The following is a 26875-nucleotide window of genomic DNA, read 5'->3' on the forward strand; positions in this document are numbered from 1 at the left end:
GTATGGGCGCTCGCAGGCGCCCCGGGTAATGCGGCTCAGGCGGCCAGCGCCTGATCCGCGGGATCGACGGCAGAAAGCCGTTCGTAGTGCCAGTCGGCATCGCCGAACAGGTTGGCCAGCGCGGCGAGCCGCTTGTAGCAGTGGCCAACTTCCATCTCATCGGTCATGCCGACCGCGCCGTGCAGCTGCACCGCGTCTTCGCCGAGCGCGCGTCCCGCGACCGAGACGAAGGCCTTGGCGAGCGAGACCGCACGCATCCGCGCTGCCGCATCGCCCTGCAGCGCAGCGGCGGCCGCTTCGGTGATGGCACGCGCCTGTTCCACGCTGACATAGAGGTCGACCAGCCGGTGGCGGATCACCTGGTTGGCGGACAGCGGCCGGCCGAACTGCTCACGCGTAACGAGGTAATCGCGCGTCAGCTCGAACGCGCGCGCCATGGTGCCCACGGCTTCCGCGCAGGCCATGGTAGTGGCGCGATCGATAGCGGCTTCGACGCTCGGCCACGCACCGCCGACGGCACCGACTCGCGCGCTGTCGGGAACGCTCACACGCCGCAGCGTGACCGTGGCGGTCTGGCGGCCGTCATATGTCGGCAATGCCTCGATGGCGACGCCGCGTGTGCCGGCTGGCACGGCGAACAGCGTGAGGCCATCGCGGTCGCGGCGCTGGCCGCTGTTGCGCGCCAGTACGAGCAGGATGTCGGCACAGCCGCCGCCGAGCACCAGCGTCTTGCGCCCATCCAGCATCCAGTCGATGGGGCCTGCGCTTTGCCGTGGCTCTGCAGACGTAGCGACATCGAAGGCGTCATAACGCCCTTGCGCCTCCCATGCGGCCAGCGCCAGCATCGTCCTGCCCTCCGCCATCGCGGCTGCGGTGACGGCATGTGCAGCGTCGCCGCAAGCGGCCAGCAGCGGGCCGCACAAGGCGGCATTGGCCAGCCACGGCTCGGCGGGTTGAGCACATCCGAGCGCCTCGGCCAATACGGCCTGGTCCGATGCATCGCCAAACCCGGCACAGGCGTCGGGCAGGCCGAGCGCCAGCCAGCCGAACTCGGCAAATGCCTGCCAGTGCCTGCGCGAGAAGCCGCCCGGCTCCGCCAGCGCCGCGCGGCGCTGTTCAAAGCCATAGTCGCGTTCGACATAGCGCCGTACGCTTTCCCGCAGCATGCGGCGGTCGTCGTGGGAATCGCTCATGGGTTCCGTTCCTTTCGCAGAGTTTGTTAGAGCCCGAGCACTTGCTTGGCCAGCAGTTCGTGCTGGATCTCGCTGGAGCCGCCAGCGATGGTGTAGCCACGCGTCACGAAGCGCCTCGCGGAAGCGGCTGCCGAGTACGCGGATTGCCCGGAGCGTGGCGCCGCCGGCTCGAAGTGCGCCGCGCGGTCGTAGGCGAGCGTGCCGGGGCCGAGCGCGTCGACGGCGAGGTTCTCGATGTCCTGGATCAGGCGGCTGCCGAGCAGCTTGAGCATGCCGGTCTCGGGACCGAGCCGCTCGCCCGCACGCGCCCGCTGCCGAAAGCGCAGCACGGTCGCGGCCAGCGCTTCCAGTCGCACGTCGAGTTCACGATAGCGGCGCGCAAACCACGGCCGTTCCATCAGCGGCTGTCCGGCTTCTTCGACTTCCGCGGCAATGGCGCGCACCTTGACCAGCCGGCGCCGGTTCTCGGCCACGCGGGCGAGGTTCAGCCGCTCATGCTCGAGCAGCGACTTGGCGATCGTCCAGCCCGCGTTCTCGTCGCCGACGCGGTGGTCGACGGGCACCTCGACATCGTCGAAGAACACCTGGTTGAACAGGTGCCAGCCGTGGATGCCTACGAGCGGCCGCACGCTGATGCCGGGGCTGCGCATATCGATCAGCAGGAAGCTGATGCCCTGCTGCGCGCGCGCCGCGCTGTCAGTCCGCACCAGGCAGAAGATCCAGTCCGCGTACTGCGCGTACGACGTCCAGATCTTGCTGCCATTGACGACATAGACTTCGGTGCCGTCGGCGCGCGTCTTGCGCACCGCATGCGTCTTCAGCGATGCGAGGTCCGACCCCGCGTTGGGCTCCGAATACCCCTGGCACCACCAGTGCTCCAGATTAAGGATGCGCGGCAGGAAATACTGCTGCTGCGCCGGCGTGCCGTAGCGGATCAGAATCGGCCCGATCATCTCGATCGAGATGCCACCGGTCTCCGGCGCGTGGGCGAGCACCAGTTCCTCCTGGAACACGGCGCGCCGCTCGGCGCTCCAGCCTAGGCCCTGCCAGTCGCGCGGCCAGTGCGGCGCCAGCCAGCCGCGTTCGGCCAGCCGGTGCTGCCAGGCGACCATTTCGTCCTTGCTGACCTCAAGGCCCAGGCGCACCTTCTCGCGCACGATTTCCGGCAAGGCCTGCGCAACAAAGTCGCGGACCTCGCGGCGGAATGCCTCCAGGGAGGCTTCGCTGTCAGTCGTGATGGATTCACTCATGCGGGATCTCGCTTCAGTCGTGGGTATCGCGCGCCATGCGCGTGCTGGCGGCACGCATGCCACGCTTGATCGCGGTCACGCCGCCGGCCGGGAAAGCGGCAATGGTCGTGGCCAGGTCGCGCGCGCGGTCGAGCACCTGCGTGTCGTCGGTGACTTCCGTGGCCACGCCAAGCCGAAGCAGGTCAGCGGCGGGTACGCGATCGCCAAGCAGGCACAGCCGCGCGGCGACCGCTTCGGAATGGCGCAGTGCCAGCCATGCCGCATTGCGCGGCGCGGCCATGCCAAGGCGGATCTCGCCGATCTGCAGAAAGGCGCCGGCGCCGCACACCATCAGGTCGCCGGCCAGAGCCAGTGCCGCGCCGCCGTTGACCGCATGGCGCTCCAGCGCCACGATCCACGCCTTCTCGCTCTGTAGCAGCGACAGGTGGACACGCTCCCAGACCTGCGCGAATTTCGCCATGCCGTCCGGCTCGGCCTGCAGCGCCTTCAGATCCAGTCCCGAACAGAACGCGCCATCGGCGCCGCGCAGCAGCACGGCACGCGTGCTGTCGTCGGCGTTGACGCTGTCGATGGCGGTGGCCAGCGCGCTGGCTAGCGCAATGTCGATGGCATTGCGGCGCTCGGGCCGGTTCAACACGATCTCGGTCCAGCCGGCATGGCGCTCCAGCAGTACCGGTGAGGTTATTGCCGCTTCACTCATGCAGTCACTCCTTGCTCGCAGCCAATGGCGCCGGCGCAGGCCAGTTCATCAATTTCAGTGGCACCGTAGCCAAGCTCGGTCAGCACTTCAGTGGTGTGCTGGCCCAGCCGAGGCACGGCGGGAATACCATCCCCTTGCAGGCTCTCCATCGAGAACGGCAGCCCTGGCAGTTCGAGCAGGCCGCCTTCGCCATTGCCAACCGCGCGCAGGATGCCGCTGGCGCGCACATCGGAACTGGCGCCGACCTGGTGGTAATCCCGCACCACGCCGACCACGACCTGATGGCGTTCGAGCAGCGCACGCGCAGCGTCGCCGCTCAAATGGCGCAGCGCATCGTGCAGGATCGCGAGCAGCGCCGGACGGTTCTGCACACGCAGTGCATTGCTGGCGAAACGCGGATCCTGCGCGAGCGCGGGGTTGCCGATCGCTTCGCACAGGCGCGCCCAGTGTTCGTCGAGATACGCGGACAGCACCACATGGCCATCGGCCACTGCGATGACATCCGCCGCAGGTGCGGCCTTGGGCTGGCTGTTGCCGCTGCGCACCGGCAGCGCGCCCGAGCATTGGAACTCCGCCCACAACTGCGCCTGCAGTTGCACGCCAACCTGCAATAGCGACGTCTCGATGGTTTCGCCCTTGCCGGTGCGGAGGCGGCGAAACAGCGCAGCGAGAATCGCGTTGGCCGCAGCCAGTGCCGTGGCCGCGTCGATCAGTGCAAAGCCCGCCTTCAGCGGCTGTCCGCCGGCTTCGCCGGTCACGGACATCATGCCGCTTTCGGCCTGCGCGGCGATATCGAGCCCCGGCCGCGAGCGCGACGGTCCGCGCGTGCCGAAGCCGCTGATCGATGCATGGATCAGCTCGGGTTTCTCAGCGCGCAACGTCGCGGCATCCAGCCCCAGCGCTTCCATCACGCCGTGACGCGTGTTGTGCAGCACCACGTCGCTGGCCAGCGCGAGCCGCCGCGCAGCCTCCATGCCACCGCTGCTGCGCAGATCCAGCGCGATGCCGCGCTTGCCACGGTTGTACGCGAGGAACATCGGACTCTGCGCGCTGGTGCCGTCGAAACGCCGCGCGCTGTCGCCGCGCAGCGCTTCCACCTTGACCACGTCGGCGCCGAGGTCGGCCAGCATCATGGCCGCGCCTGGCGCTGCGATGAACTGCCCAAACTCCGCTACCCGAATGCCTGCCAGGGGCAGGTCTTGCCGGCTTGCCATGCCATGGACTCCATGCCGGTTTGCCCGGCGTTGCGATGATGCGAAAGGATCATGCGGCAGCAGCGGCGTTTGCGGCAGATGGCAGGATCGCTGCCGCGTAAACCTGCGGTTAGCACCCCGGGGTTATCCAGGCTGCCGGGTATGCGCTAGCGCGTGCGGCGCTTGCGGGGAACTGCCGCGCAATGCCCGCTGCTAACCACCGGTTCACACGGCGCCAACCCGAACGGCCGCCGGGCCGCGCCAGCGCTGGCCCGACGGGTGATGGGGGAACGGCGGCGCGGAGTTTCCCCTATCCCAATCCTCCGCCGCTTGCCCTGAAATTCGTGCTGAAGACGGCTGCCGTGGACATGCATGGCAGCCAGCCGGATTCACCATTTTGCGAAAGGAGTCACGCATGCAGGATCTCGAGGAAAGGGCCGTCGCGCTGGTAACGGGCACCGGCATCGAAGCCATCGACGATGGTGTATGGCTGTTGCACGGGCAAGGGCAGAGCTTTGTCGCGGATGTCGGCGGCGGCCTGCTGGTGGTCGACAGCGGCCCGGGCGGGCGCGTGACCGCTGGCATGATCGAAGCCCTGCGCACGCAGAGCAGCCTGCCGGTGCTGGCAATCTGCTACAGCCACGGCCATATGGGCTACAACGCTGGCCTGCAGCAATGGCTCGACCATGCCGCCGCACGCGGCGAGCCAGCGCCCCGTGTGCTCGCCCACGTGAACGTGCTGGCGCGCCAGGCGCGCTATCGCGAGACCAGCCGCATGCAGGAACGCATGGCCGAGATCCAGTTCCGCCGCCCTGCCGGCGCCATGGCGGGCAAGCTCGGCCACACCGCGCCCACCGAGACGTTTGCCGACAGCGTGACGATTGGCCAGGGCAATGGCCGTGCGGAGATCCTGTGGGCGCCATCGGAGACCGACGATGCCATCGCAGTCTGGCTGCCGGGACGGCGGCTGCTGTACGGCGGCCCGGCCGTGATCGACTCCATTCCCAACGTCGGCACGCCGTTCCGCACGCTGCGCGATACCGTGCGCTGGGCCGAGACGCTGGAACGCATGGCAGCGCTGGGACCTCGCACCGTCGTACGCGAGTTCGGCCCCACGCTACGCGGCGCGGAGGAATGCGAACGCGTGCTGTGCCAGACGGCGCGCGCGCTGCGCTGGCTGCGCGCCGAGGTGGTCCGGCTGATGAACGCGGGCTGCAACGAGCGCCAGATGCTTGCGGCGCTCAAGCCGCCCGCGGAACTGTTCGACCAACCGTGGATGCGGCCCACGTACGGCGATCCGAGCTATATCGCGCGCGATATCTATCGCTCGGAGAATGGCTGGTGGGACCGCAACGCGACCTCGCTGCACCCCGCCGCGCCGGAGCAAGCCGCAGCCGAGATCGCTGCCGCAGTGGCCGACCACGACGCGCTGATCCGCCACGCGCAGTCCCTGGCCGCGCGCGGCGAGATCCAGCTGGCGCTGCACGTGGTCGATGTGCTCGCACTCGCGCCCGGCGACGCGCCCACGCTGGCCGAAGCCCGCCGGCTCAAGGCCGGGTGGCTGCGCCAGCGCGCGGGCGAGGTACGGAGCTACGTGTCCCGCAGCCTGTATGGCGCCGCTGCAGACATGCTGGAACACGGCGCGGCCGATACCTTCGGCATCCACTGAGCGCCGGCTCGTCGCGTGCGTGCTGGCCCGGTTACTCCAGCACCACGCCGCTGGTCTTGATCACGGTGCCCCACTTGCGCACTTCCTCATCGATGAACCGTGCAAAGCTTGCGCTGTCGCCAGGCTCGGGCTGCAGACCGAGCGCCGTGAGCTTGTTGCGCACATCGCTGTCCGCGAGCACGGCACTGGCATCGCGGTTGATCTGCTGGACGATGGCGGCGGGCGTACGCGCCGGCGCCAGCAGGCCGAACCAGCCGTAGCCAACCACACCGGGGAACCCCTGCTCGGCGAAGGTCGGCGCATCCGGATAGACCGGCGTGCGCTGCTCCGACGCCACCGCCAGCACGCGCAACTGGCCGGCCTTGATGAACGGCAGCGCAGACGTGATCGCGGTCAGCGTGGCATCCACGCGGCCGGCAAGCAGTTCGGTATAGGCCGTCGCGTCACCACGGTAATGCACGTTCAGCACCTTGAACTTGGCCTGTGCGGCAAACAGCTCCGCGGTCAGGTGCGGCCCCGAGCCGGCGCCGGGCGACGCAAACGTGGCGCCGCCCGACTTCGCGCGCGCCATGCGCACGAAGTCCGCGACTGTGCGCGCCGGCGAATCGGCCTTGACGATCAGGAATACCGGGCCCACCACGCGCGGGCCCACCGCCACGAAATCCTTGTGGATGTCGTACTGCTGCGGCAGGCCGGCCGCCGTGTTGATCGCAAACGGCGCGGCAGCCCACAGCAGCGTGTAGCCATCCGGCGCGGCACGCGCGAGCGTTTCGTTGGCGACGCGGGTGCCGGCCCCCGGCTTGTTCTCGACCACGAACTGCTGGCCGTACTTGCGGCTCAGCGACTCGGCCAGCAGCCGGGCCGAGGTATCGTTGGATCCGCCCGGCCCGTACGGGGAAATCAGCCGCACCGTGCGCGACGGATAGGCCTGCGCCAGCGCGCTCCATGGCGCCAGCGCGGGCGCCGCGCCCAGCAGCAACAGGTCGCGCATGCGGGCCAGCATGGCCCTGCGCGATATCGGGTAGTCGTCTGTCTTGAGCTTCATGGACCTCGCTCCTCAGGAAACGCGGCGCACTGCGGGGATGCGGTACTGGCCTTCGATAAAGGCCGGTGCCGGGTGGTAGAGACGCAGGATCAGGTAGAACGAGCCCGCGGGCGCCGGCAGCCAGTTCTCCGCCTGCGCCGGCCTCTGGTGTGAAATCGGGATGACCAGCCCGCCGTCCGGTTCCAGGCGCAGGCCGGGCGTGCGGTCGCCCACGGCATAGCGGCCGATCTCGTTGGCGCTGAAGAAGCGGTCCTCGCCATACAGCGACACCGACCAGAACGCCTGTGCGGGCGGCAGCATGCCGGGCGGGAAACGCAGCTCGTACATGTGCTCGCCACGCAGCGGTTCGCCGTCGGCATCGAAATCGGCCATCGCGTAGATCGCCTCGTCGGCCCGCAGCGCGCCCAGGCCCTTCATCGCGGTGCAGGCGCGTTGCAGCCAGTCGTCGCCATAGAGCCCGAGCTTCATGCTGTAGCCCCAGCTCTTGCGGCCCTGGCTGCGCGTATGCGCCTCGATCACCTGCAGGGCCTGACGATAGGCATTCTCCAGGCCGGCACGGACTTCGGCGCGCAGGCCGGCGATGTCGATCTCGCCCTCGAGCTTCAGGCCGGCCTTGCGCAGCAGCGTCAGCACGCCCTGCTCGCGTTCGGCGGGCGGATACTCGCGCAGTGCATTGAACAGGTTCTGGAAGAAGTCGAGCGCTTCGTTGCCGGTGTCGCTCCAGGCGCGCAAGCATTCCGGCATGGTCTTCGCGGGCGCATCGAGCGCAAAGCCGCTTTCGAACGCATGCGCCGCGGCCAGGTCGGCGGGGCCCTGCACCAGCACGCGGCCCAGCAGCCAGACCAGCGAAGTCGGGCACGCCACCACATGGCTCCCGGTGGCCTGCTGGCCGGGGCCGACTAGCGTGACGGTGCTGCCTTCGGCGGACACGTTGCGCGGCCCGAGGTTCTCGAAGTTGTTGGTCCAGGCGTCGAGCAGTTCCACCACGTAGTAGCGGTCGCGCTCGGGCAGCGGCGGCACGCGCAGCGTGACCGGTCCGTCGGCCAGGTTGATCCAGCCGCAGAAGTAAAGCAGGTCATTGGCGGGCGTGACGACGTCGCGGTCTTCATGCGTCCACTGGCGCTCGCTGGCCGACAGTGTATTGACCGGCGCGCGGCCATAGCCGGTAGCCGTGCTGACCGAGGTCTGTATGCGGCAGGTGCGCAAGGTCTCGATTAGCGGATAGCCATAGATCACGACAGGCAATGCGGCGGCGGCAACCAGGGCTTCCTGGCTGGAGCTGTAGACGGGGGCGGAAAACAACTGTGGCGCGGGATGGTTCATGCAGGGCTCCGGGAATCTTGAGGGAATAGCGGACGGGCGCGGCGGCTCACTCCTGGGCCGCGCCGCTGGACTTGACCAGTGCGGCCCAGGACGTAACGTCGCTGCGCATCTGCGCGGCAAATGCACTGCGCGGCTGGGGCGTATAGCGCATGCCGAGCGAATCGGCCTGTGCCTTGATGGCCGGGTCGCGCATGGCTGCGGCCAATGCGCGCTCCAACCGGTCGACGATGTCGGTGGGCGTGCGCGCGGGCGCGAACAAGGCAAACCAGCTGTCGACACCGAACGCGACGCCGGATTCGGTGAAGGTCGGCACATCGGGCAGCGCGGGCGAACGTTCGGAGCCGGTGACGGCCAGCGCCCTCACCTTGCCGCTGCGAATCAGCGGCAGCGTACCGGCCAGATCGGACATGGCCACGGGCAGCGTGCCGCCGATCACGTCGGTGAGCATCGGGTTGACGCCCTTGTACGGAATATGGCGCAGGTGGATGCCACTCAAGACGTTGAGGCTTTCGCCGGCCAGGTGACCGCCCGAGCCATTGCCCCAGGAGCCGTAGGCCAGGTCCGCGCCCGGGCGCTTCGCTGCGGCAATCAGCGCGGGCAGGTCGCGGCCCTTGAAGGCGGGCCCGGCAATCAGCACATTGCCGCCATAGAAGAGCCGCCCGATCGGCACGAAATCGCGCACCGGATCGTACGGGAGTTTGGGAAAGATGGCCGGCGCAATCGCATGCGTGGCGGAAATGCCAAGCACCAGCGTGTAGCCGTCGGGCGCGGAACGCGCGACCTGTGCCGAGCCGATGGTGCCCGTGGCCCCGGCGATGTTCTCCACGACAACCGTCTGGCCGAGATCCTTGGACAGGCCGGCCGCTACCAGCCGGCCCACGACATCGGTGCCGCCGCCCGCCGGGAACGGCACCACGAGACGGATTGGCTTGTCGGGATAGGCGCCCGCATGCGCCGTGGGCGCCACCGCGCAAAACGCCGTCGCGGCGAGTGCGCCCAGTCCACGCAGCACCATGCGCCGCGCCGTCAAGTGCGTCTGCAATTGCATGTTTCGTCTCCTGTTTTATTGAGGGTCTGCTGCGGAGCCGGTGCCTGTCTGTGCGGGCATCCTGACTCCTTTTCTTCGGATGGGATTGCGTTCGCTACAGTGCGCCGTGGCTGTCCGCGCGAAGCGTGACGACCGCATCGGCGGCGACCAGTCCCTGCGCGGTGACGATGAACGGATTGATCTCGATCGTGTCAAGCCGGTCGCCCAACTCCGCGGCAAGCTGCGACACGCTGGCCAGCACCTGCGCGGCAGCGTTCAGGTCCACCTGCGGGTGGCCCCGGTGCCCTTCGCACAGCGCGGCGACGCGGCTCGCGTGCAGCATGGCGCGCGCCTGTTCGCGCGACAGCGGCGCCAGTCCGCAGGCGGTCTGGCGGAAGATCTCGACGGCCGTGCCGCCGATGCCGGCCAGCGCGACCAGGCCGAATACCGGATCGCGCCGCACGCCGACCATGACCTCGCCCCAGCCCCGCACCATGCGCGCTACCAGCACGCCGTCGAGCGCGACCGGTGTGCCTTTGTCCGTGCGCAGACCGGCCACGGCCTGCGCCATGCGGCCAAAGGCATCGCGCACCGCCTGCGCGTTGGCGAGGTTGAGCGCCACGCCGCCCACATCGCTCTTGTGCAGGATCTCGCGCGAGCACAGCTTGACGACGACGGGGTAGCCGAGACGTTCGGCAATGCGCACGGCCTCTTCAGCGTCACGTGCGAGGTCGTGCGGGGCGACCGGTACGCCGGCCTCGGCGAGCAGACGCATGGCCTCGTACTCGGACAGCGCGGTGGCAGCTGGCGGAATGTCGCGCAGCAGGTCGTCCTGCGGATCGGATTGTGCTTGCCCTTCAATCGCGTCATCTCCGCGCGCGTCTTCGAGCGCGGCCGCACGCGCCAGCGTGGCGACCGCTTCGACCGCATGGCCCGGTTCGCGGAACACCAGGCAGCCGCGCGCTTCGAGCCAGGCGCGCTTGTCGTCATCGACGAGGCCGGACACCATCAGCGGCGCGGCGTCCGCCGCTTCGCTCAGCACGCCGATGGCTTGCTGCAACTCCGGCCAGAACCGCGGGGCATTAGCGCCGCCGGCGAGAAAGACCGCCACGCTGCCGTAGGCGCCACTGCGCGCCACGTCGGCGATGGCGTCCATGAAAACGCGCGGCTGCGCCACGATCTGCCCCGTGACGTCGATCGGATTGGCGGTACTCGCGAACGGTATCGCGGTACGCAGTGCCGCGGCCGCGTCGTCGGGCATCGGCGGCAGCGGCAGGCCGAGTTCTTCGGCGCGGTCCGCCATCATGATGCCCACGCCGCCCGACACCGTGACGATGGCCAGCGGCGTGACCGCATCGGCGTCACCACCGCTGGTGCGCTGCCACGTGGCCGGCCGTCGGCCGCGCGACAGCACATAGCCGAGCCGGAAGAACTCTTCCAGCGTATGGGCGCGGTGCACGCCGTACGCATCGAACACCGCCTGGTACACCGCGTCTTCGCCGGCCAGGCTGGCCGTATGCGACTGCGCCGAACGTGCGCCGGCTTCGGTCGTGCCCACCTTGGTAACTACAACCGGCTTGCCGGCTGCACGCGCGGCGGCGAGTGCCCGGCGCAGGCGGGCGCCATCGCGACAGCCTTCGATATAGGCGAGGATCACGCGGGTGTTCGGATCATGGGCAAGCCACTCGATCACATCGGCCACCTGCAGCCCGGCCTCGTTGCCGGTCGTGACCCAGTGGCTCAGGCCGAGGCCCGCTTCACGCGCGAGCGCAAAAGCATAGGCGCCGAACGCCCCGCTCTGGCTCACCAGGCCCACTTCGCCGACCGGCGGCGTACCGCTCAGCGCAATCGGCGAGAACGTGGCGAACACGCGTTCGCGCAGATTCATGGCGCCAAGGCAGTTGGGGCCCAGCAGTGTGATGCCGGCTTGCTGCGCGCTGCGGGCCAGGCGCTCCTGCATCTGCACGCCGGCGCCGCCCGCCTCGGCGAAGCCTGAAGTGAACACCACCGCTGCGCGCGTGCCGTTGCCGGCAAGCTGTGCCATCACGTCCTGGCTGGCGCTGGCCGGCACCGCGATGATGGCCAGGTCGACCGGTTCGCCGATATCTGACAGCGAGCCATAGGCAGGCAAGCCCTGCACTTCGGCCGCTGATGCGTTGACCGGATAGATGCGTCCCGCATAGCCCAGTTCGCGCAGCAGCCGGATGGGCATGCCGCCCACTTTGTCCGGCTGGGTAGAAGCACCAATCACGGCGATCGAACGCGGATACAGCAGGGAATTCAGGTCAACCATACGAGCGTCTCCAATGCGGGTCTTGTTGTGGATGTTGGGCGTCAGCCGCTATTGCTGCAGGCCGGTGGCCGCCTCGATGGAGCGGACCATTTCCATCAGCAGCGGCGCGATCTTCTTTTCCATGGTCCCGCGCCTGACCTGCGAGCCAGGCAAGGCGCAGTTGAACAGCAGCGGACGGTTCAGGTAGCGGATGCGCGAATAGACCCCCACGCCATGCACGCCAATGCCGGCATCGCCCTCGTTGAGCGCAAAGCCGCGCTTCGGGTAGTGGGCGACGTTGTGGCACAGCGTGTCGTAGAACGCGGCGTATTGCTCCGGCCGCTCCTCGCTTGCGGAGGTCATCAGGCTTTCAAACTCGGCCTTTGACAAGGTGCACAGATAGGCACGCCCCATGGCCGTACTAAGCACCGAGCGCACGGCGCCGGTACCGGGTCTGGCCGGCGTCCCTTCGTTGTGGGTGCAGGACTGCAGATAGGTCACGTCGAGCCGGTGCGCCACACCCATCGACACCGCGCCTTCGATGCGGTCGGCCAGCGCCTGCATCAGCGGACGGGCCACGTGGCGGACTTGCAGGCCGGTCAGGTACGGATAGCCGAGCGCGAGCACCTGGGCGCTGACGAAATACTTGTCGAGCTTGGGATCCCAGTCGAGATAGCCAAGCTCGAACAGCGTGCGGCAGATGCGCGATACCGTCGCGCGCGGCAGCTGCAGCCGCTGCGCGAGTTCGCCATTGCCAAGCGGCCGCGGCTCGTCGATAAAGCAGCGCAGCAGGGCAAAGCCTTTGGCCAGCAGCCCCCCGAAAGACGGGTCTTCGCGGCGGCGCTCGGCAATGAATTGTTCGACGGGCAGGTTCATGGTGTTTCCTCTCTATCCAGTCTGGACACGGAGGCGCCCAGTGTCAAAACGTGGAATCCATTTCCAGATGTTGGAAATATAGGTCATCGCCTTGACCCGTTTCGCGGGTAGGGCATAAGGTACTTTGGACGCCGATTCTCAACCCGGATGCACAGCATGCGACTCAGCCAGATCCAGGATTTCATCGCGGTGGCGGAAGGCGGCAGCATCCGCGCCGCGGCTCGGACGCGCGACGTGTCGGCGCCCGCGCTGACGAAGAGCATCCGCCAGCTTGAGGACGAACTGCATGTGCCGCTGCTCACGCGCACGACGCGCGGGGTCGTGCTGTCGCACTATGGCGAAGCCTTCCTGCGCCGCGCGCGGCTGATTGCCACCGAAGCCCGCCGGGCCACGGAAGAAATGACGCAGATGCTGGGCGCGCGTACCGGCACCGTTCGCATTGGCGTCACCGGCGGTCCGGCGCACCTGTTGCTGCCCGCTGCCTTGAACCGGTTCCGCCGGCAGCATCCGGAAGTGCAGGTCTACATCGACAGCGGCCGCTCTGCGGTGCACCTGCAGGACCTGCGTGCGGGCCTCATCGACGTCGCGGTGAGCCCGATTCCCGATGAAGGCATTGACCACGACTTCATCTGCGAGCCGCTCTACAACAACGACTCGGTCGTGGTTGCACACCAGGACCATCCGCTGCGCCATGCGCGCACGCTGCGTGAGCTGGTGGGTTCGGAATGGATCCTGACTACCTGCCGCATGCACGGGCCTGGCGCGGCCATCATGGATGCCTTCCGCGCGCAGGATCTGCCCCTGCCCCGCGTGGCCGTGCGGTGCGACACCTTCAACCTCATCCAGGCGCTGCTGCAGGACCGCAGGCTGCTGTGTATGGTTGCGCGCCAACTCATGCAAGACCGGGTGGGTGCCTCGACGGGGCTGGCGGTCCTTCCGATCGAAGACCCGTTGCCGAGCCACACCGTCTGCCTGATCTACCGCGCCGATTCCCCGATGCCTCCGGTGGTCGCCAGCTTTGCCGCACAACTGCGGCGCGAGGCGCACTACCTGATCAACATGCCCGACAGCCCGTTGAAGCGACCCGGCGCGCCACCGGAACCGCGCGATGACAAGCCTGTGGAAACCGCAGACATTGCCGTATAGGCCACCCATCTCACGCGACGACACGTTGGCATCCGTCTCCGCAAGCGGCACAGACCGATTGCGCCCGTTCGACTTCGCGAGATACATCGCCTTGTCCGCCCGGTCGATCCGGGCCGCATCCGCCTCCAGTCATTCCTCGCTGCCGTAACGGCATACCACGTCATCGGCGCGCGCCCGCTGCCGCAACAGCTAGCTCCCGTTTCAGGAGCTGGTCCCCAGCCGAGTGCCCATACCGGCCGTGACCCGCGCTTCCAGCACCTGGCCGTCGCGCACCACCTTCTGCTCGTGTGGGGGCAAGTCCGACCGCATTCGATCCCATGGGAAAACCCTAGGTTGCGGCATCGGTCTTTCGGAACCACACTTCGCAACTACATTTGCTTTACGAGCACTTACGCAAATGTAGTTGCCTGACAATGTGCGATACGCACCTTGCCTGATTCATGTTGGTGAACACGTCTGAAAGGATTTCCGTATGAAGCTCTTTGCCAAGTTCGCCGCGGCTGTGTGCCTTGCCGCCAGTCTTGTCGCCCACGCCGCACATGCCGAGCAGCTGCTCGTGGCCGTAGACACCGCCTTCGTCCCGTTCGAGTTCAAGCAAGGCGACAAGTATGTCGGCTTCGACATTGATCTATGGGATGCCATCGCCAGGGATCTGAAGCTCGACTACAAGCTGCAGCCAATGGATTTCAATGGCATCCTGCCGGCGCTCCAGACCCGCAATGTCGACGTGGCGCTGGCTGGCATCACCATCAAGGAAGACCGCAAGAAAGTCATCGATTTCTCCGATGGCTACTATGACAGCGGCTTCATGCTGATGGTGCCGAGTTCCAGCACGATCAAGGGCCCGAACGAGCTGAAGGGCAAATCCCTGGCGCTCAAGACCGGTACTTCCGCTGCCGACTACGCCAAATCGAACTTCGCCGGAACCGATCTGCGGCTCTTCCCGAATATTGACAACGCTTACCTTGAACTGAGGACGGGACGCGTGGATGCGGCCATGCACGACACACCGAATGTCCTGTACTACATCCACACCGCCGGCAAAGGACAAGTCAAGGCAGTCGGGCCGCAGATGATGGCGCAGAAGTACGGCATCGGATTTCCGAAGGGCAGCCCACTGGTTCCCAAGGTCAACGAGGCGCTGGCAAAGATTCGGGCCGACGGCCGGTACGCCGCTATCTACAAGAAGTGGTTCGGTGTCGAACCGGCAAACATGTGATCCATCACCGAAGCGGAGAACCTAGATGGAGTTCGATTTTTCGGTGATTACCGACGCCCTCCCGGCCCTGCTCCAGGGCGCGAGGCTGACGGTCGCCATTACATTGGCCGGGCTGGTCGGCGGCACCCTGGTTGGCCTGCTGTTCGGCCTGATGCGCGCCTACGGCAATGCCTGGGTCCAGAACATTGCCTTCACGTATGTCGAGCTGGTGCGCGGCACGCCGATCGTGGTCCAGGTGATGTTCATCTACTTTGCCTTGCCGGTCTTGCTGCATGTTCGCGTTGACGCGATGACTGCCGCAGTGGCGTCGATCATCGTGAACTCTGGCGCCTACATTGCCGAGATCGTGCGCGGCGCATTCCTGTCGGTGCCCCGGGGCCTGCGCGAGGCGGGATTGGCGCTGGGCCTGCCACCGTGGCGTGTGCTCGCGTTTGTGGTCGGCCCTGTCGCGCTGCGCCGCATGACACCGCCGCTGGGCAACCAGTTCATCGTGAGTTTGAAGGACACCTCCCTGTTCATCGTGATTGGCGTGGGAGAGCTGACGCGGCAGGGGCAGGAGGTCATGGCAGCCAACTTCCGGGCCGTCGAAATCTGGACAGCCGTGGCGGCACTCTACCTATGCATGATCGGCGCGATGACATTCGTTCTGCGCACGATGGAAAAGAGGATGCGCATCTTATGAGCATGGTCAATTTCAAGGGCGTGACCAAACGCTTCGGGCAAACCACGGTGCTCGACCAGGTCGACCTTTCGATCGACAAGGGTGAGGTGGTGGTATTGATCGGGCCGTCGGGGTCCGGCAAATCGACCCTCCTGCGGTGCATCAACGCGCTGGAAACCATCGATGACGGCGACCTGGTCGTCGGCGGTATCAGCGTGCTCGATCGCGCAGCAAAGGTCCGCGAGATCCGCCTCGAGGCCGGCATGGTGTTCCAGCAGTTCAATCTCTTTCCACAGATGACAGCGCTGGAAAACGTGGCCTTCGGCCCCCGCCAGGTGCGTGGCACGACCAAGGCCGATGCCGAGGCGGTAGCGCGAGACCTGCTGGCGAAGGTCGGCCTTGCGGCACGGGCCGACCACTATCCGGGCGAGTTGTCCGGCGGACAGCAACAGCGTGTGGCCATCGCCCGCGCGCTGGCCGTGAAGCCTCAGTTGATGCTGTTCGACGAACCCACCTCGGCGCTGGATCCCGAGTTGCGCCAGGAGGTGCTGCGCGTGATGCAGACGCTCGCGGACGAAGGCATGACGATGGTTGTCGTCACACATGAAATGGCGTTTGCGCGTAAGGTAGGCACGCGCCTGATCTTCATGGAGCACGGCCGGATCACGGTGGATGGCTCGCCGGTTGATGTGCTCGACAACCCACCCAATCAACGTTTGCAGGACTTCCTCCAACACGTCGAGTAACAAAGAAGAATCCATGCCGGCAATTGCTTTCATCGATATTTCAGGTTCACCCTTCCAGGCCGGTCAGGCGCTCGGCCGCTTTGGCGCCAGCGCCGTCCGTGACCATCTGCTGCACACCGACGCGTGGCGCAGCGTGATGCGCTGGCGTGGCACGGAACAGGCCGCCCTCATGGCGGCACAGGTCCAGGCGCGGTTTCCGCGAATCTGGGACGAGTTGAAGGGCCTTGCCGACGGCCTCGGTCTTCCGCTGGAAGATACGTTCCTGTGGAACTGCCGCGGCGATGTCTGGGCCATGTCGCCCGACGGCTGCACCACCGTCCAGGTTCCCGGCGCACATCGGCGCCGCATCAGCCACAACGAGGACGGCGACCCTGGCTTCAGTGGCCACTGCGCGATCGCGCAATGCCACATCGCCGGCAGCCCGGGGTTCGCATCGTTTGTCTATCCGGGATCGCTGCCCGGGCATACGTTCGCGGCCACCGAATTGGGGCTCGCCATGACCGTCAATAACCTGCGTTACCGCAATACGACGGCTGGCGTGCCGCGCATGGTCCTGACCCGCGCGGTTCTGGATGCGCCCGATCTCGATAAAGCCCTGGCCGTGTTGCGCGACAATCCCCATGCCGGCGGCTTCCACCTGACGCTCGGCCATTGCCGCAGCACGGCGCTGCTCAGTGTGGAATTCAGCGCGTATGGATGCTCGGTGCTGGACATCACGCAGACGTCCATGCACGCCAACCATGCTATCCACCCGCAGATGAGGGACCACCCGCAGATCGTGACCGGTTCGTCCGGGCACCGGCAGATGCGCGGCGACACTGTCATTGCCGATGCGGCGCGAGATGGAAGGGAAATTGATCCTCTGGAACTCCTTGCCGATACCGCTCATCCCTCGTTCCCGATCTATCGGGATGACCCGCACGACAGCGACGGCGAGAACACCCAGGCGACCGCCGATATGCGGGTGGGTCCGACTTGCATAGAATGGGAGGTTTACGAACAGCCCGGCACTGCCCCCCGGTACCGAATGATCAATGGACATACGCGAGAAGAAGACGCACCGACGCTGGCGCCCGGCCAGACGTCCAATCCCGCCACTAGCCTGCCGCCGCGCACGGTCGAAGGACTGCGCGATCTGGTCGTGAGCATTGGGCGCGACCAGGCCGAGGTAAAGCTGGGCGCGAAGGCCCTGACGGTCCTGGCTCATCTGGTAGAACGCCCCGAGGAAGTAGCCGTCCGGACAATCACGGACCTGGCCAACTCCCTCGACGTGAACGCGTCGACACTTACGCGCCTGGCGACCCGACTGGGCTTCGAAGGGTTCGCCGAATTCCAGGGCGTATTCCGGAACAGCATGGCCCAGCGCCACCGGCATTTTTATAGCCAGCAGGCCGAGCGGCTCGTTGGCGCGGACAATACCGGCATGCCCGGCGGCGTTTCTCCGGAGGTTGGCGCTGTCGTCCAGCTTGCGCACGAATCCATCCAGAATGTCGAGCGATTCGTAGCCCGACTGTCGGCCGAAGAACTGCGCGGGGCCGCGGAACTACTGGCCGAGGCACCGCGCGTGCGCGTTCATGGCCTGCGCCAGTTCAGCGCCCTCGCGAGCTTTCTGTGCTATGGCCTGAGCATGATCCGCAGCGACGTCGGCCTGCTCGACGCCCACGGGTTGGGCGTGGCGGAAGGCCTGGCTCAGTTGCAACGCGGCGATGTCGTCGTGGTGATGAGCGTCGCGCCCTATACGCGCAGCGTGGCCGAAGCCGCAGCAGCGGCGGCGGAAAGCGGGCTGACAGTCATTGCCATCACCGACACCAGCGCCTCCCCCCTCGCGGCCGCTGCGCGCCACGCCTTCTTCATCCCGCACGAAAGCAGCTTCTTCAGCAACAGCATGGGCGCCTACCTGATCTTTTGCGAAGGCTTGCTCAATCTGGCCGCGACAAAGCTTGGCAAGCGATCGCTGCGAGCGCTGGCCCGGCGGGAGCAAATGATCGCGGCGCTCGATATCGAGACGGAATAGGCCACGCGCGCGGTCGTTCGGGGTAGCGGCGTCTTGGCTGCCTCGCTCAGTCCGTGCGGTCGAACGTCCCCGCGCCGCTTGATACAAGGCGTTCCAGCAGCGGCTGCCGGTTCCCAGTGCGCGCCCTCGTTGATCAACGCGAGCATGCGGCGCTTCACGATCTTCAATGCCCGAAGGGCTCGCAGACCTGCGGCAGGTCACACTGCGTTGAATACGTGACGCACCAGCAAGGCGGACAGTACGAACATGGTCATGGCGATGACGCCGTCGAGCACTCGCCAGGCTTTGGGCCGCGCGAACCAGGGCGCCAGCCACCGCGCGCCAAATCCCAGAAGTCCGAACCAGAACAGGCTGGCGGCGCTTGCGCCGGCCACGAACCAGCCGCGCAGCGCCGCAGGTTGCTGGGCACCAATGCTGCCGACCAGCAGCACCGTATCGAGGTAGACATGGGGATTAAGCAGCGTGAAGGCCGCCGCCTGCGCCAGTACAGCGCCCCGGCCGAGCCCGTCCACACCGTCCGCAGCTTTCAATTGATGCGACTGCCGCGCGCGCTGCAATGCCTGCCAGCCATATATCGCCAGGAAGACAGAACCGGCCACGGCGAGGGCACGCGCCAGCCCGGGCCGGTCGCCCAGGGCCTGCGCCATGCCCATGACGCCAGCGGCAATCAACAAGGCATCGGCCGCGGCGCAGAACAGCACCACGCTGCCCACATGCTGGCGACGCAAACCCTGGCGCAACACGAAAGCGTTCTGCGCGCCGATGGCAACGATCAGCCCAAGACTCAGGGCAAGACCCTGCAGGGCAATGGACAGGGCGAGGGAAGCGGTGTCAGGCAGGGAGTTCATGCCCCCAGCTTGCCTGCTCCTTTTTGTGAAGACAAACTATCCTTCCTTCACCCAGTTTAGAAAAACTTAACATATGCTCGACTACGCCGCGCTTTCTGCTTTGGCTGCCGTAATCCGAGAAGGCAGCTTTGAGCGTGCTGCACGCGCATTGAGCGTGACGCCTTCAGCCATCTCGCAGCGCATTCGGCTGCTGGAAGAGAAAGTTGGCTGCACGCTGGTGGTCCGCGATCAGCCTTGTCGGCCGACGGAGACCGGACGGCGCCTGTGCCAGCACATCGACCGTGTGCGGCTACTCGAACAGGAGTTGCAGGAGGCGTTGCCGGCTCTCGCTCCACAGGGGCTTGCCCGGGTAACGCTGCCTGTTGCGGTGAATGCCGACAGCCTGGCGACGTGGATCGCTCCGGCGATTGCCCGGTTCGCCGCGGAAAATCCCGTGCTGATGGACGTGGCCGTGGATGACCAGGACCATACGACCGAGTGGTTGCGCTGCGGCGCGGTGCTGGCCGCCGTGACCGCTACGGCGCGCCCTGCCGCAGGCTGCAACAGCAGCCCTCTTGGCTCCATGCGTTATCGGGCTGCTGCGAGCCCCGGATTCATGCGACGCCACTTTGCCGACGGCGTTGGCGCTGGGAGCCTGGCGAAAGCGCCCAGCCTGGTGTTCAACACCAAGGATGAATTGCAGGCGCGCTGGGCGCGGCGTCTGTGCCACCGGCACGTGGAACTGCCCCGGCACACATTGCCTTCGGCCCACGCTTTCGTGTCCGCAGCCATTGCGGGCATGGGCTGGGGCCTACATCCGGAGTCGCTCATCGAGCCATATCTTGACGACGGCGCACTCGTCGAGTTGGTGGCGGATACACCGCTGGATGTACCGCTTCACTGGCAACACGCCCGTGCGACGTCGGGATTGATTGAAGGCTTGAGTCGCGAGGTGCTGGCGGCGGCCCGGGTAGCGCTCTTGCCGCCGTTGTCGGCTAAAGTATTTCCCCGGTGAACATAAAAGCGGCTCAACTTCGCCAACGCATTACCTCGGCCATCGCCATGTCGGCTCGGAGAGATGCTCCGCAAAATAGTCGGACAGCGCAGCCACCTTCGCGGGACGCGCGCGCGCCGATGGCGTGACGAAGTAAAGGCCGCCCTTCGTCAGCGACCAGTCGGTGAGGATCGTTTCGAGGCGGCCATCGGCCAAATATTCGCCGGCGATAAATTCGGGGAGTTCGGCAATGGCAAGGCCGTCGAGCAACGTGGGCAGCAGCGCCTCCGAATTCGTCACGCGCAACGGGCCGGTGGGCATGACCGACTCCTCCTCGCCCACAGCGTTCGTGAACCGCCACACATCGCTGCGTGCGCGGTACGCGTATGAGAGGCACGACCGGTCCGCCAGTTCGCGCGGATGGGCGGGCCGCCCTTCGCGCTTCAGATACGCCGGCGACGCCACTACGAATTGTGTGACTGCGCACAGCCGTCGAACGACCAACGACGAATCCGGCAGCGCGGCGATGCGCAGTGCGGCGTCATACCCATCGGCAACCAGATCGACCGACGCATCTGAAAGATGCATGTCGATCGACACCTCCGGGTACGCGCGAAAGAAGCCGGGCAGTAGCGGCGCGACCCAGCGCAGCCCGAACGACATCGGCACAGCCAGGCGCACCAGCCCGCGAGGCTGCACCGACATCTCGCGCGCGGCGCTTTCCGCTTCTTCGGCCTGACGGTAGATCGCTCCTGCCTTGTCACAGATCGTCTGGCCGAACCCGGTAAGCGAGAGCTCGCGTGATGTGCGGTTGAAAAGCCGAGCGCCCAGCCGTTCTTCCAGCCGGGCGACGCCACGCGAGACCGTGGCCACAGACACCCCCATGACGCGCGCCGCGGCCGTGAACGATCCCTCCTCGGCGACCTTCGCGAACATCGCGAGTCCTTCGAAATCAGGAAGTTTCGGCATTGCCCCTCATCTTTTCATTTTTGCAACGTTAGTTTGCAATCAATTCTATTTCGAAAAGCCGAGGGCGTCGATATTCTCCTCACATCGCAGCACGCAACCACGCAGTCATTCACTTACCGAACGAAAGGAGAAATGCCATGGCACGCAAGCTCGACAACAAAGTTGCACTGGTTACCGGCGGAACCAGCGGCATCGGCCTCGCTACTGCGCAGCGCTTCGCCACGGAAGGCGCGCACGTCTATCTCACCGGCCGTCGTCAGGCAGAACTTGATACCGCGGTGAAGAGCATCCGCGAAGCAGGCGGCAACGCGACGGGGGTACGTGTCGACTCAACAAAGCTGGGTGAACTTGACGCGCTGTATGCGCAGATCAAGGAAGAACAGGGGCATCTCGACGTGCTGTTCGCGAACGCCGGCGGCGGTTCGATGCTGCCGCTCGGCAGCATCACCGAAGAGCACTACGACGACACCTTCGATCGCAATGTGAAGGGCGTGCTCTTCACGGTGCAAAAAGCGCTGCCGCTGCTCGCCCAGGGCGCGTCTGTGATTCTAACTGGTTCAACGGCAGGCAGCGCGGGTACGGCTGCATTCAGCGTGTATTCGGCCTCGAAAGCCGCGGTGCGCGCCTTCGTACGCAGTTGGATTCTCGACCTGAAGGATCGCCGCATCCGCGTGAACACAATCAGCCCGGGCGCGACGCGCACGCCTGGCCTGCTCGACCTCGCCGGTGACGATATCACTCAACGCCAGGGCCTGGCCGACTACCTGGCTGCCCAGATCCCGATGGGGCGCCTCGGCGAGCCCGGCGAGATCGCGAGCGCCGCGCTGTTTCTTGCCTCGGAGGACGCGAGCTTCGTGAACGGCGTCGAGTTGTTCGTCGACGGCGGCCAGCAGCAGGTCTAAGCGGAGCTCTCGCGCGCGGGTGCGATGGTTCGCCCTGGGCAGCGAGCCGAGCAGCTTCGTCACCGCACGCTGGCCGGACGTGCCGGGACGGCGGCAACGGCAAGGACCTGCTTGTTGCCATCCACGTAGCAATAGAAGCCGGCGCCTGCCTTGTGCCCGACGAGCCAGCTGAGAATACCGGCTTCGCCGCATACTTAAGCCGGAAACAAGAACGAGCCCCGACACATCCGTGGGGGCGCATAGCCCTAGCAGGCCAGCACCAGTGATAGAGCCAAATCGTCCAGCGAATCACTTCAGCTGACAGCCGCCCGGGAGCGGAGTCGAATCCGCCCTCAGGTCACCGGCGCCGGATTGAACAACGCCAGCGCGTTATGCAGCTTGTGGTGCTCCGCCCAGGTCTTCTTGCGGCCGCTGGCCACGTCGATCATCAGGCGGAACAGCTCCCAGCCCACGTCCTCGATGGTGGCTTCGCCGGTCGCGATGCGGCCCGCGTTGACGTCCATCAGATCGTGCCAGCGGCGCGCCAGGTCGCTGCGCGTGGCCACCTTGATCACGGGCACTTCGGCCAGCCCGTAGGGCGTGCCGCGTCCGGTCGTGAACACGTGCAGGTTCATGCCGGCCGCAAGCTGCAGCGTGCCACAGATGAAATCGCTTGCGGGCGTGGCCGCGTAGATCAATCCCTTCTGCTTCAGTTTCTCGCCCGGCGACAGCACGCCCGAGATCGGTGCGCTGCCTGACTTGATGATCGAGCCCATCGCCTTCTCGACGATGTTTGACAGTCCGCCCTTCTTGTTGCCGGGTGTGGTGTTGGCGCTGCGGTCCACGCGGCCGCGTTCCAGGTAGCGGTCATACCAGGCCATTTCGCGGATCATCGCGTCGGCGACCTCTGGGGTGGCGGCGCGCGCGGTGAGCTGGTCGATGCCATCGCGCACTTCGGTCACCTCGGAGAACATGACGGCGGCGCCCGCGCGCACCAGCAGGTCAGTGGCGAAGCCGACTGCGGGGTTGGCCGTCACGCCGGAGAACGCGTCGCTGCCGCCGCACTGCACGCCGACCACCAGGTCCGACACCGGGCAGGTTTCGCGCCGACGCGCGTTCAGGCGCTCCAGATGCGTTTCGGCCATGGTCATGATCGATGCGATCATCGAGGCAAACCCGACATGCTGCTCGTCCTGCAGGCAGACCACGCCCACCTGCACCTCGCCCGCGCCGGTCTGGATCGGAATGGTGCCCGCCGGCATCAGGCGGTCCGGCTGCAGCTTTTCGCAGCCGAGGCTCACCATCATCGCGGTGCCGCCGAAGTTCGGATTGAGCGCGATATTGCGCAGCGTGCGGATCGGGATCACGGCATCGGGCGCATCGATGGCCACGCCGCACCCATACGTGTGTTCGAGCCCGACGACATCATCGACATTCGGATAGCGCGGCAACAGTTCTTCGCGAATGCGCCGCACGGCATGCTCGACCACGCCCGACACGCATTGCACGGTGGTGGTAATAGCCAGGATGTTGCGCGTGCCGACCGAACCATCCGGATTGCGGAAACCTTCGAAGGTATAGCCTTCCAGCGGCGGTAGCGGCGCGGGCACGCGCGTGCCGATTGGCAGGTCGGTCAGGCCCGGCGCCACCGGCATTTCAATGACGCGCTCGTTGACCCAGCTGCCGCGCGGCAGGTCCTTCAGCGCGTAGCCGATCACCACGTTGTAGCGCACCACTGCATCGCCCTGCTTCAGGTCGGACAGCGCGACCTTGTGCCCCTGCGGCACGGCCTCTTGCAGGACCAGCCCGCATGGAAACGCCGCGCCCGCAGGCAGGCCGCCGTCGTTCGCGACGATGGCCACGTTGTCCTCGGGATGGATGCGGATATAGAGCGGCGCCTTGACTGCCTGCGAATCGTGTTCTGACATGCTTGTGCTTCCTGCGGTTATTGCGGGTGCCTGAGTTCCACGCGGCGAATGTCCTTGACGATCACCAGGTAGCTCAGCACCGTGACCAGTGCATGGACTCCGACGAACACCAGCGCGCCGTTGAAGGAGCCGGTGACGCTCAGGATATAGCCGATCGCGATCGGCGTAACGATGCCGGCGATATTGCCGAACGTATTGAAGATGCTGCCCGCCAGGCCGATCACTTCCTTGGGCGCGGTATCCGCCACGACGGCCCAGCCCAGCGCGCCGATGCCCTTGCCGAAGAAGGCCAGCGCCATGAAGCCGACGACGAGCCATTCGGCATCGACATAGTTGCAGGCGATCATGCTGACCGACAGCAGCATGCCGGCCACGATGGGCACCTTGCGGGCGACAGTCAGCGTATGGCCGCGGCGCAGCAGCGCGTCGGAAATCATGCCGCCCAGCACGCCGCCAAGGAAGCCGCAGATTGCCGGCAGCGACGCCACGAAACCTGCCTTGAGGATCGACATGCCGCGCGCCTGCACCAGGTACACCGGAAACCAGGTCAGGAAGAAATAGGTCAGCACGTTGATGCAGTACTGGCCCAGGTAGACGCCGGCCAGCATGCGGTTGCTCAGCAGCTGGCGTGCATAGAACCAGCCCGCCGGCGCCGCGGCCTTGCCGGCACCGCGCGCCGCGCCTTCGTTCATGTGGATCAGGCCGCCGCCCTGCTCGATGTGCTCGAGTTCCGCGCGATTGACCGCGGGATGGTCGGCTGGGCTACGCATGACCTTGAGCCACAGCAAGGCCAGCGCCATGCCGATCACGCCCATCCACAGATAGACGTGGTGCCAGCCCCAGCTATGCGTGACCCATGCCATCAGCGGCGTGAACACCACGGCCGCGAAGTACTGCGCCGCGTTGAAGATGGCCGACGCCGTGCCGCGCTCCGACGTGGGGAACCAGCTCGCGACCACCTTGGCATTGGCCGGAAATGCGGGGGACTCGGCCAGGCCCACGGCAAAGCGCAACATGAACAGCACGGTCATCACCGCGCCCATGGAGGCGAACACACCCACCCAGCCCTGCAGGAGCGTGAACACCGACCACAGGCAGATACTGGCCGCATAGATTCGGCGCGCGCCAAAGCGGTCAAGCAGCCAGCCGCCCGGAATCTGTGCCATGACATAGGCCCAGCTGAAGGCCGAGAAGATATAGCCCATCTGCACGGCGCTGAAACCGAAGGCCTCGCGCATGGCGGGGCCCGTGATCGACAGCGTGGCGCGGTCGGCATAGTTGACCGTGGTGACGATGAAGATCATCGCCAGGATCCAGTAACGGATGTTGGTGCGGCGCGCGGTGGCTGCCCTGCCGGCTGCGGTCGTCGAGGTGGAAGTGGGGCTTGCGTTCATCAGGTCTCCTCATGGCCCTGCTTGCCACACGGCAAAAGGCGGATTGAGATATGTCGTCGTATGACTGAGATTATAGGGATCGGATCGGGGCATCGTAGTGCGCGTTTACCCCAACTTCCCCTGATTCACCCTGGAATTTTTTCCGTTTTCTTTGCAGAACATGGGTATCTGGCGGTTTGAAACCGCGCGCCAACAGCGCTGACCAAAGATACGACACCGGGGTTTTCCCGCAATCCGGCATTTGAATGCTTGTCTATTGTCGCGCCTAGTTGTACGATGACGTACATTGATAACGCACTGCAGGAACGCGGAACGCCGCCCTGCCCCAATCCATCACCCACTGCCGCCTCTGGCCCAGGATGAGAGACATGACGACACCGCAAGAACTGAAGCAGATCATTTCGGAAGGCCTGCTGTCCTTCCCAGTCACCGACTTCGACACGCAAGGCAACTTCCGGCCGGAAACGTACGTCAAGCGCCTCGAATGGCTGGCGCCCTATGGCGCATCGGCGCTGTTCGCGGCTGGCGGCACCGGCGAGTTCTTCTCCCTGACGCCGGATGACTACTCGAACGTGATTCGCACCGCGGTGGAAACCTGCGCGGGCAAGGTGCCCATCCTGGCTGGCGCAGGCGGCCCGACCCGCGTTGCCATCGCCTACGCTCAGGAAGCGCAGCGCCTTGGCGCCAAGGGCATTCTGCTGATGCCCCACTACCTGACCGAAGCGTGCGAAGAAGGCATTGCCAATCACATCGAGGAAGTCTGCAAGGCGGTGAACATCGGGGTGATCGTCTACAACCGCGCCAACTCGCGCATCGGTGCCGACCTGCTCGAACGCGTGGTCGACCGCTGCCCGAACCTGATCGGCTTCAAGGACGGCGTCGGCGAGATCGAAGCGATGGTGCGCGTGCGCCGCAAGCTCGGTGACCGCCTGGCCTACCTGGGCGGCCTGCCGACCGCGGAAGTCTATGCCGCCGCCTACAAGGCGCTGGGCGTGCCGGTGTATTCGTCGGCTGTGTTCAACTTCATTCCGCGCACTGCGATGGAGTTCTACCGCGCCGTCGCCGCCGACGACCACGCGACCATCGGCCGCCTGATCGACGACTTCTTCCTCCCCTACCTGGATATCCGCAACCGCCGTCAGGGCTATGCGGTGAGCATCGTCAAGGCCGGCGCCCGCCTGGTCGGCTACGACGCCGGCCCCGTGCGCGCACCGCTGACGGACCTGACGGCCGACGAGACGGAAAAGCTGGATGCGCTGATCCGCAAGCTCGGACCGCAGTAAGGTCGCTCCAGAACACCGGACACAGTTGGATACCCCGCCGCGAGCGGGGTATTTCTTTATGTGGCGGCCGACCTCGGCAGAAGGCGCACGCCCTGGTCATCAAAATACACGCTGAAGTGTGCCGGCTGATAGCCGCTCGCATAGAGCCGGTACGACCATGCCTCGCGCTTCGCGCGTACGATGATCATCGTCGATTCGGTCGGTGTCCATCGGCGGCGCAAATGAGATAACGGCATCGCGCGGCAGGTTCTGGCCGCTCACCCTG

At 66.2% G+C, this 26875-nt stretch carries 23 protein-coding genes and 1 pseudogene; 10 read left to right on the forward strand and 14 right to left on the reverse strand.

All coding sequences use genetic code 11. From position 1 onward, the window contains the following. Positions 1-35: 35 nt before the first annotated feature. From K2O51_RS02815 to K2O51_RS02830, 4 genes are read right to left on the reverse strand one after another with little or no spacing between them, the layout of a single operon-like run. Positions 36-1193 carry an acyl-CoA dehydrogenase family protein gene (locus tag K2O51_RS02815; RefSeq protein ID WP_011299835.1) on the reverse strand — a complete coding sequence of 386 codons (1158 nt, stop codon included), beginning with the start codon at positions 1191-1193 and terminating at the stop codon, positions 36-38. 26 nt (positions 1194-1219) lie between these two features. Continuing rightward, on the reverse strand, positions 1220-2443 hold the full coding sequence (locus tag K2O51_RS02820; protein ID WP_011299834.1) for an acyl-CoA dehydrogenase family protein: 1224 nt from the start codon (positions 2441-2443) through the stop codon (positions 1220-1222). Positions 2444-2456: 13 nt separating this feature from the next. Beyond that, positions 2457-3143 carry an enoyl-CoA hydratase/isomerase family protein gene (locus K2O51_RS02825; protein ID WP_011299833.1) on the reverse strand — a complete coding sequence of 229 codons (687 nt, stop codon included), beginning with the start codon at positions 3141-3143 and terminating at the stop codon, positions 2457-2459. Continuing rightward, complete coding sequence (locus K2O51_RS02830; RefSeq protein ID WP_140951164.1) at positions 3140-4357, reverse strand: CaiB/BaiF CoA transferase family protein; 1218 nt, start codon at positions 4355-4357, stop codon at positions 3140-3142. Before K2O51_RS02830 ends, K2O51_RS02825 begins: the two co-directional genes overlap by 4 nt. A gap of 394 nt (positions 4358-4751) precedes the next feature. Here K2O51_RS02830 and K2O51_RS02835 point away from each other — a divergent pair, with 394 nt between their 5' ends. Beyond that, entirely contained in the window at positions 4752-6005 is a 1254-nt protein-coding gene (locus K2O51_RS02835; protein ID WP_140951167.1) for an alkyl sulfatase dimerization domain-containing protein, read from the forward strand. A 31-nt stretch (positions 6006-6036) separates the two neighbouring features. Here the strand turns inward: K2O51_RS02835 and K2O51_RS02840 are convergent, their stop codons facing one another. The 5 genes from K2O51_RS02840 to K2O51_RS02860 form a co-directional block, all read right to left on the reverse strand. Beyond that, positions 6037-6996 (reverse strand): Bug family tripartite tricarboxylate transporter substrate binding protein, encoded by a 960-nt coding sequence (locus K2O51_RS02840; protein ID WP_049796540.1) that lies wholly within the window; start codon positions 6994-6996, stop codon positions 6037-6039. Positions 6997-7062: 66 nt separating this feature from the next. Continuing rightward, positions 7063-8373 carry a DUF1254 domain-containing protein gene (locus K2O51_RS02845; protein WP_011299829.1) on the reverse strand — a complete coding sequence of 437 codons (1311 nt, stop codon included), beginning with the start codon at positions 8371-8373 and terminating at the stop codon, positions 7063-7065. Positions 8374-8419: 46 nt separating this feature from the next. Continuing rightward, positions 8420-9421: a Bug family tripartite tricarboxylate transporter substrate binding protein gene (locus K2O51_RS02850; RefSeq protein WP_140951173.1), complete on the reverse strand. Its 1002-nt coding sequence runs from the start codon at positions 9419-9421 to the stop codon at positions 8420-8422. 94 nt (positions 9422-9515) lie between these two features. Continuing rightward, a complete protein-coding gene (locus tag K2O51_RS02855; protein ID WP_220630468.1) occupies positions 9516-11693 on the reverse strand; it encodes an acetate--CoA ligase family protein in 2178 nt (725 codons plus the stop codon). A gap of 48 nt (positions 11694-11741) precedes the next feature. Beyond that, complete coding sequence (locus tag K2O51_RS02860; protein ID WP_220630469.1) at positions 11742-12548, reverse strand: IclR family transcriptional regulator; 807 nt, start codon at positions 12546-12548, stop codon at positions 11742-11744. A gap of 156 nt (positions 12549-12704) precedes the next feature. On the opposite strand from K2O51_RS02860, the gene K2O51_RS02865 reads away from it, so the two are divergent. The 6 genes and pseudogenes from K2O51_RS02865 (at position 12705) to K2O51_RS35060 (ending at position 18334) form a co-directional block, all read left to right on the forward strand. Next, on the forward strand, positions 12705-13694 hold the full coding sequence (locus tag K2O51_RS02865) for a LysR family transcriptional regulator (protein WP_140951178.1): 990 nt from the start codon (positions 12705-12707) through the stop codon (positions 13692-13694). A 472-nt stretch (positions 13695-14166) separates the two neighbouring features. Beyond that, positions 14167-14913, forward strand: coding sequence for a glutamine ABC transporter substrate-binding protein GlnH (glnH, locus tag K2O51_RS02870; RefSeq protein WP_140951180.1), 747 nt, complete (start codon positions 14167-14169; stop codon positions 14911-14913). 25 nt (positions 14914-14938) lie between these two features. Then, complete coding sequence (gene glnP / locus K2O51_RS02875) at positions 14939-15595, forward strand: glutamine ABC transporter permease GlnP (RefSeq protein WP_011299823.1); 657 nt, start codon at positions 14939-14941, stop codon at positions 15593-15595. Further along, on the forward strand, positions 15592-16320 hold the full coding sequence (gene glnQ / locus K2O51_RS02880; protein ID WP_011299822.1) for a glutamine ABC transporter ATP-binding protein GlnQ: 729 nt from the start codon (positions 15592-15594) through the stop codon (positions 16318-16320). The genes glnP and glnQ overlap by 4 nt, the downstream gene beginning before the upstream one ends. A gap of 13 nt (positions 16321-16333) precedes the next feature. Beyond that, positions 16334-17383: pseudogene (locus K2O51_RS02885) on the forward strand (C45 family autoproteolytic acyltransferase/hydrolase); the annotation flags it as partial. Positions 17384-17386: 3 nt separating this feature from the next. Further along, positions 17387-18334: a MurR/RpiR family transcriptional regulator gene (locus K2O51_RS35060; RefSeq protein WP_049796539.1), complete on the forward strand. Its 948-nt coding sequence runs from the start codon at positions 17387-17389 to the stop codon at positions 18332-18334. A gap of 197 nt (positions 18335-18531) precedes the next feature. Here the strand turns inward: K2O51_RS35060 and K2O51_RS02890 are convergent, their stop codons facing one another. Continuing rightward, positions 18532-19182: a LysE/ArgO family amino acid transporter gene (locus K2O51_RS02890; RefSeq protein WP_011299819.1), complete on the reverse strand. Its 651-nt coding sequence runs from the start codon at positions 19180-19182 to the stop codon at positions 18532-18534. A gap of 73 nt (positions 19183-19255) precedes the next feature. Between K2O51_RS02890 and K2O51_RS02895 the strand changes: the two genes are divergently transcribed. Further along, on the forward strand, positions 19256-20176 hold the full coding sequence (locus tag K2O51_RS02895) for a LysR family transcriptional regulator ArgP (protein ID WP_011299818.1): 921 nt from the start codon (positions 19256-19258) through the stop codon (positions 20174-20176). A 30-nt stretch (positions 20177-20206) separates the two neighbouring features. Here K2O51_RS02895 and K2O51_RS02900 read toward each other — a convergent pair whose 3' ends face one another. Further along, positions 20207-21124, reverse strand: coding sequence for a LysR family transcriptional regulator (locus K2O51_RS02900; RefSeq protein ID WP_011299817.1), 918 nt, complete (start codon positions 21122-21124; stop codon positions 20207-20209). Between the two features lie 137 nt (positions 21125-21261). On the opposite strand from K2O51_RS02900, the gene K2O51_RS02905 reads away from it, so the two are divergent. Further along, on the forward strand, positions 21262-22026 hold the full coding sequence (locus tag K2O51_RS02905; RefSeq protein ID WP_011299816.1) for an SDR family NAD(P)-dependent oxidoreductase: 765 nt from the start codon (positions 21262-21264) through the stop codon (positions 22024-22026). Positions 22027-22358: 332 nt separating this feature from the next. Here K2O51_RS02905 and garD read toward each other — a convergent pair whose 3' ends face one another. Continuing rightward, entirely contained in the window at positions 22359-23933 is a 1575-nt protein-coding gene (garD, locus tag K2O51_RS02910) for a galactarate dehydratase (RefSeq protein WP_140951186.1), read from the reverse strand. Between the two features lie 17 nt (positions 23934-23950). Next, positions 23951-25327, reverse strand: coding sequence for an MFS transporter (locus tag K2O51_RS02915; protein ID WP_220630470.1), 1377 nt, complete (start codon positions 25325-25327; stop codon positions 23951-23953). Between the two features lie 368 nt (positions 25328-25695). On the opposite strand from K2O51_RS02915, the gene kdgD reads away from it, so the two are divergent. Next, a complete protein-coding gene (gene kdgD / locus K2O51_RS02920) occupies positions 25696-26610 on the forward strand; it encodes a 5-dehydro-4-deoxyglucarate dehydratase (RefSeq protein ID WP_011299813.1) in 915 nt (304 codons plus the stop codon). 56 nt (positions 26611-26666) lie between these two features. Here the strand turns inward: kdgD and K2O51_RS35520 are convergent, their stop codons facing one another. Continuing rightward, entirely contained in the window at positions 26667-26798 is a 132-nt protein-coding gene (locus tag K2O51_RS35520) for a hypothetical protein (protein WP_258234618.1), read from the reverse strand. Positions 26799-26875 lie beyond the last annotated feature (77 nt).

The organism is Cupriavidus pinatubonensis (assembly GCF_019602855.1).
Lineage (GTDB): Bacteria > Pseudomonadota > Gammaproteobacteria > Burkholderiales > Burkholderiaceae > Cupriavidus > Cupriavidus pinatubonensis.

What these genes read in the sequence shown, in the direction of transcription:
- K2O51_RS02865 (WP_140951178.1), top strand. Translation starts at nt 12,705, where the DNA reads ATGCGACTCAGCCAGATCCAGGATTTCATCGCGGTGGCGGAAGGCGGC.
- K2O51_RS02815 (WP_011299835.1), bottom strand. Translation starts at nt 1,193, where the DNA reads ATGAGCGATTCCCACGACGACCGCCGCATGCTGCGGGAAAGCGTACGG.
- kdgD (WP_011299813.1), top strand. Translation starts at nt 25,696, where the DNA reads ATGACGACACCGCAAGAACTGAAGCAGATCATTTCGGAAGGCCTGCTG.
- K2O51_RS35520 (WP_258234618.1), bottom strand. Translation starts at nt 26,798, where the DNA reads ATGATCATCGTACGCGCGAAGCGCGAGGCATGGTCGTACCGGCTCTAT.
- K2O51_RS02900 (WP_011299817.1), bottom strand. Translation starts at nt 21,124, where the DNA reads ATGCCGAAACTTCCTGATTTCGAAGGACTCGCGATGTTCGCGAAGGTC.
- garD (WP_140951186.1), bottom strand. Translation starts at nt 23,933, where the DNA reads ATGTCAGAACACGATTCGCAGGCAGTCAAGGCGCCGCTCTATATCCGC.
- K2O51_RS02895 (WP_011299818.1), top strand. Translation starts at nt 19,256, where the DNA reads ATGCTCGACTACGCCGCGCTTTCTGCTTTGGCTGCCGTAATCCGAGAA.
- glnH (WP_140951180.1), top strand. Translation starts at nt 14,167, where the DNA reads ATGAAGCTCTTTGCCAAGTTCGCCGCGGCTGTGTGCCTTGCCGCCAGT.
- K2O51_RS02820 (WP_011299834.1), bottom strand. Translation starts at nt 2,443, where the DNA reads ATGAGTGAATCCATCACGACTGACAGCGAAGCCTCCCTGGAGGCATTC.
- K2O51_RS02855 (WP_220630468.1), bottom strand. Translation starts at nt 11,693, where the DNA reads ATGGTTGACCTGAATTCCCTGCTGTATCCGCGTTCGATCGCCGTGATT.
- K2O51_RS02835 (WP_140951167.1), top strand. Translation starts at nt 4,752, where the DNA reads ATGCAGGATCTCGAGGAAAGGGCCGTCGCGCTGGTAACGGGCACCGGC.
- glnQ (WP_011299822.1), top strand. Translation starts at nt 15,592, where the DNA reads ATGAGCATGGTCAATTTCAAGGGCGTGACCAAACGCTTCGGGCAAACC.
- glnP (WP_011299823.1), top strand. Translation starts at nt 14,939, where the DNA reads ATGGAGTTCGATTTTTCGGTGATTACCGACGCCCTCCCGGCCCTGCTC.
- K2O51_RS02840 (WP_049796540.1), bottom strand. Translation starts at nt 6,996, where the DNA reads ATGCGCGACCTGTTGCTGCTGGGCGCGGCGCCCGCGCTGGCGCCATGG.
- K2O51_RS02850 (WP_140951173.1), bottom strand. Translation starts at nt 9,421, where the DNA reads ATGCAATTGCAGACGCACTTGACGGCGCGGCGCATGGTGCTGCGTGGA.
- K2O51_RS02825 (WP_011299833.1), bottom strand. Translation starts at nt 3,143, where the DNA reads ATGAGTGAAGCGGCAATAACCTCACCGGTACTGCTGGAGCGCCATGCC.
- K2O51_RS02915 (WP_220630470.1), bottom strand. Translation starts at nt 25,327, where the DNA reads ATGAACGCAAGCCCCACTTCCACCTCGACGACCGCAGCCGGCAGGGCA.
- K2O51_RS02830 (WP_140951164.1), bottom strand. Translation starts at nt 4,357, where the DNA reads ATGGCAAGCCGGCAAGACCTGCCCCTGGCAGGCATTCGGGTAGCGGAG.
- K2O51_RS02860 (WP_220630469.1), bottom strand. Translation starts at nt 12,548, where the DNA reads ATGAACCTGCCCGTCGAACAATTCATTGCCGAGCGCCGCCGCGAAGAC.
- K2O51_RS02890 (WP_011299819.1), bottom strand. Translation starts at nt 19,182, where the DNA reads ATGAACTCCCTGCCTGACACCGCTTCCCTCGCCCTGTCCATTGCCCTG.
- K2O51_RS02905 (WP_011299816.1), top strand. Translation starts at nt 21,262, where the DNA reads ATGGCACGCAAGCTCGACAACAAAGTTGCACTGGTTACCGGCGGAACC.
- K2O51_RS02845 (WP_011299829.1), bottom strand. Translation starts at nt 8,373, where the DNA reads ATGAACCATCCCGCGCCACAGTTGTTTTCCGCCCCCGTCTACAGCTCC.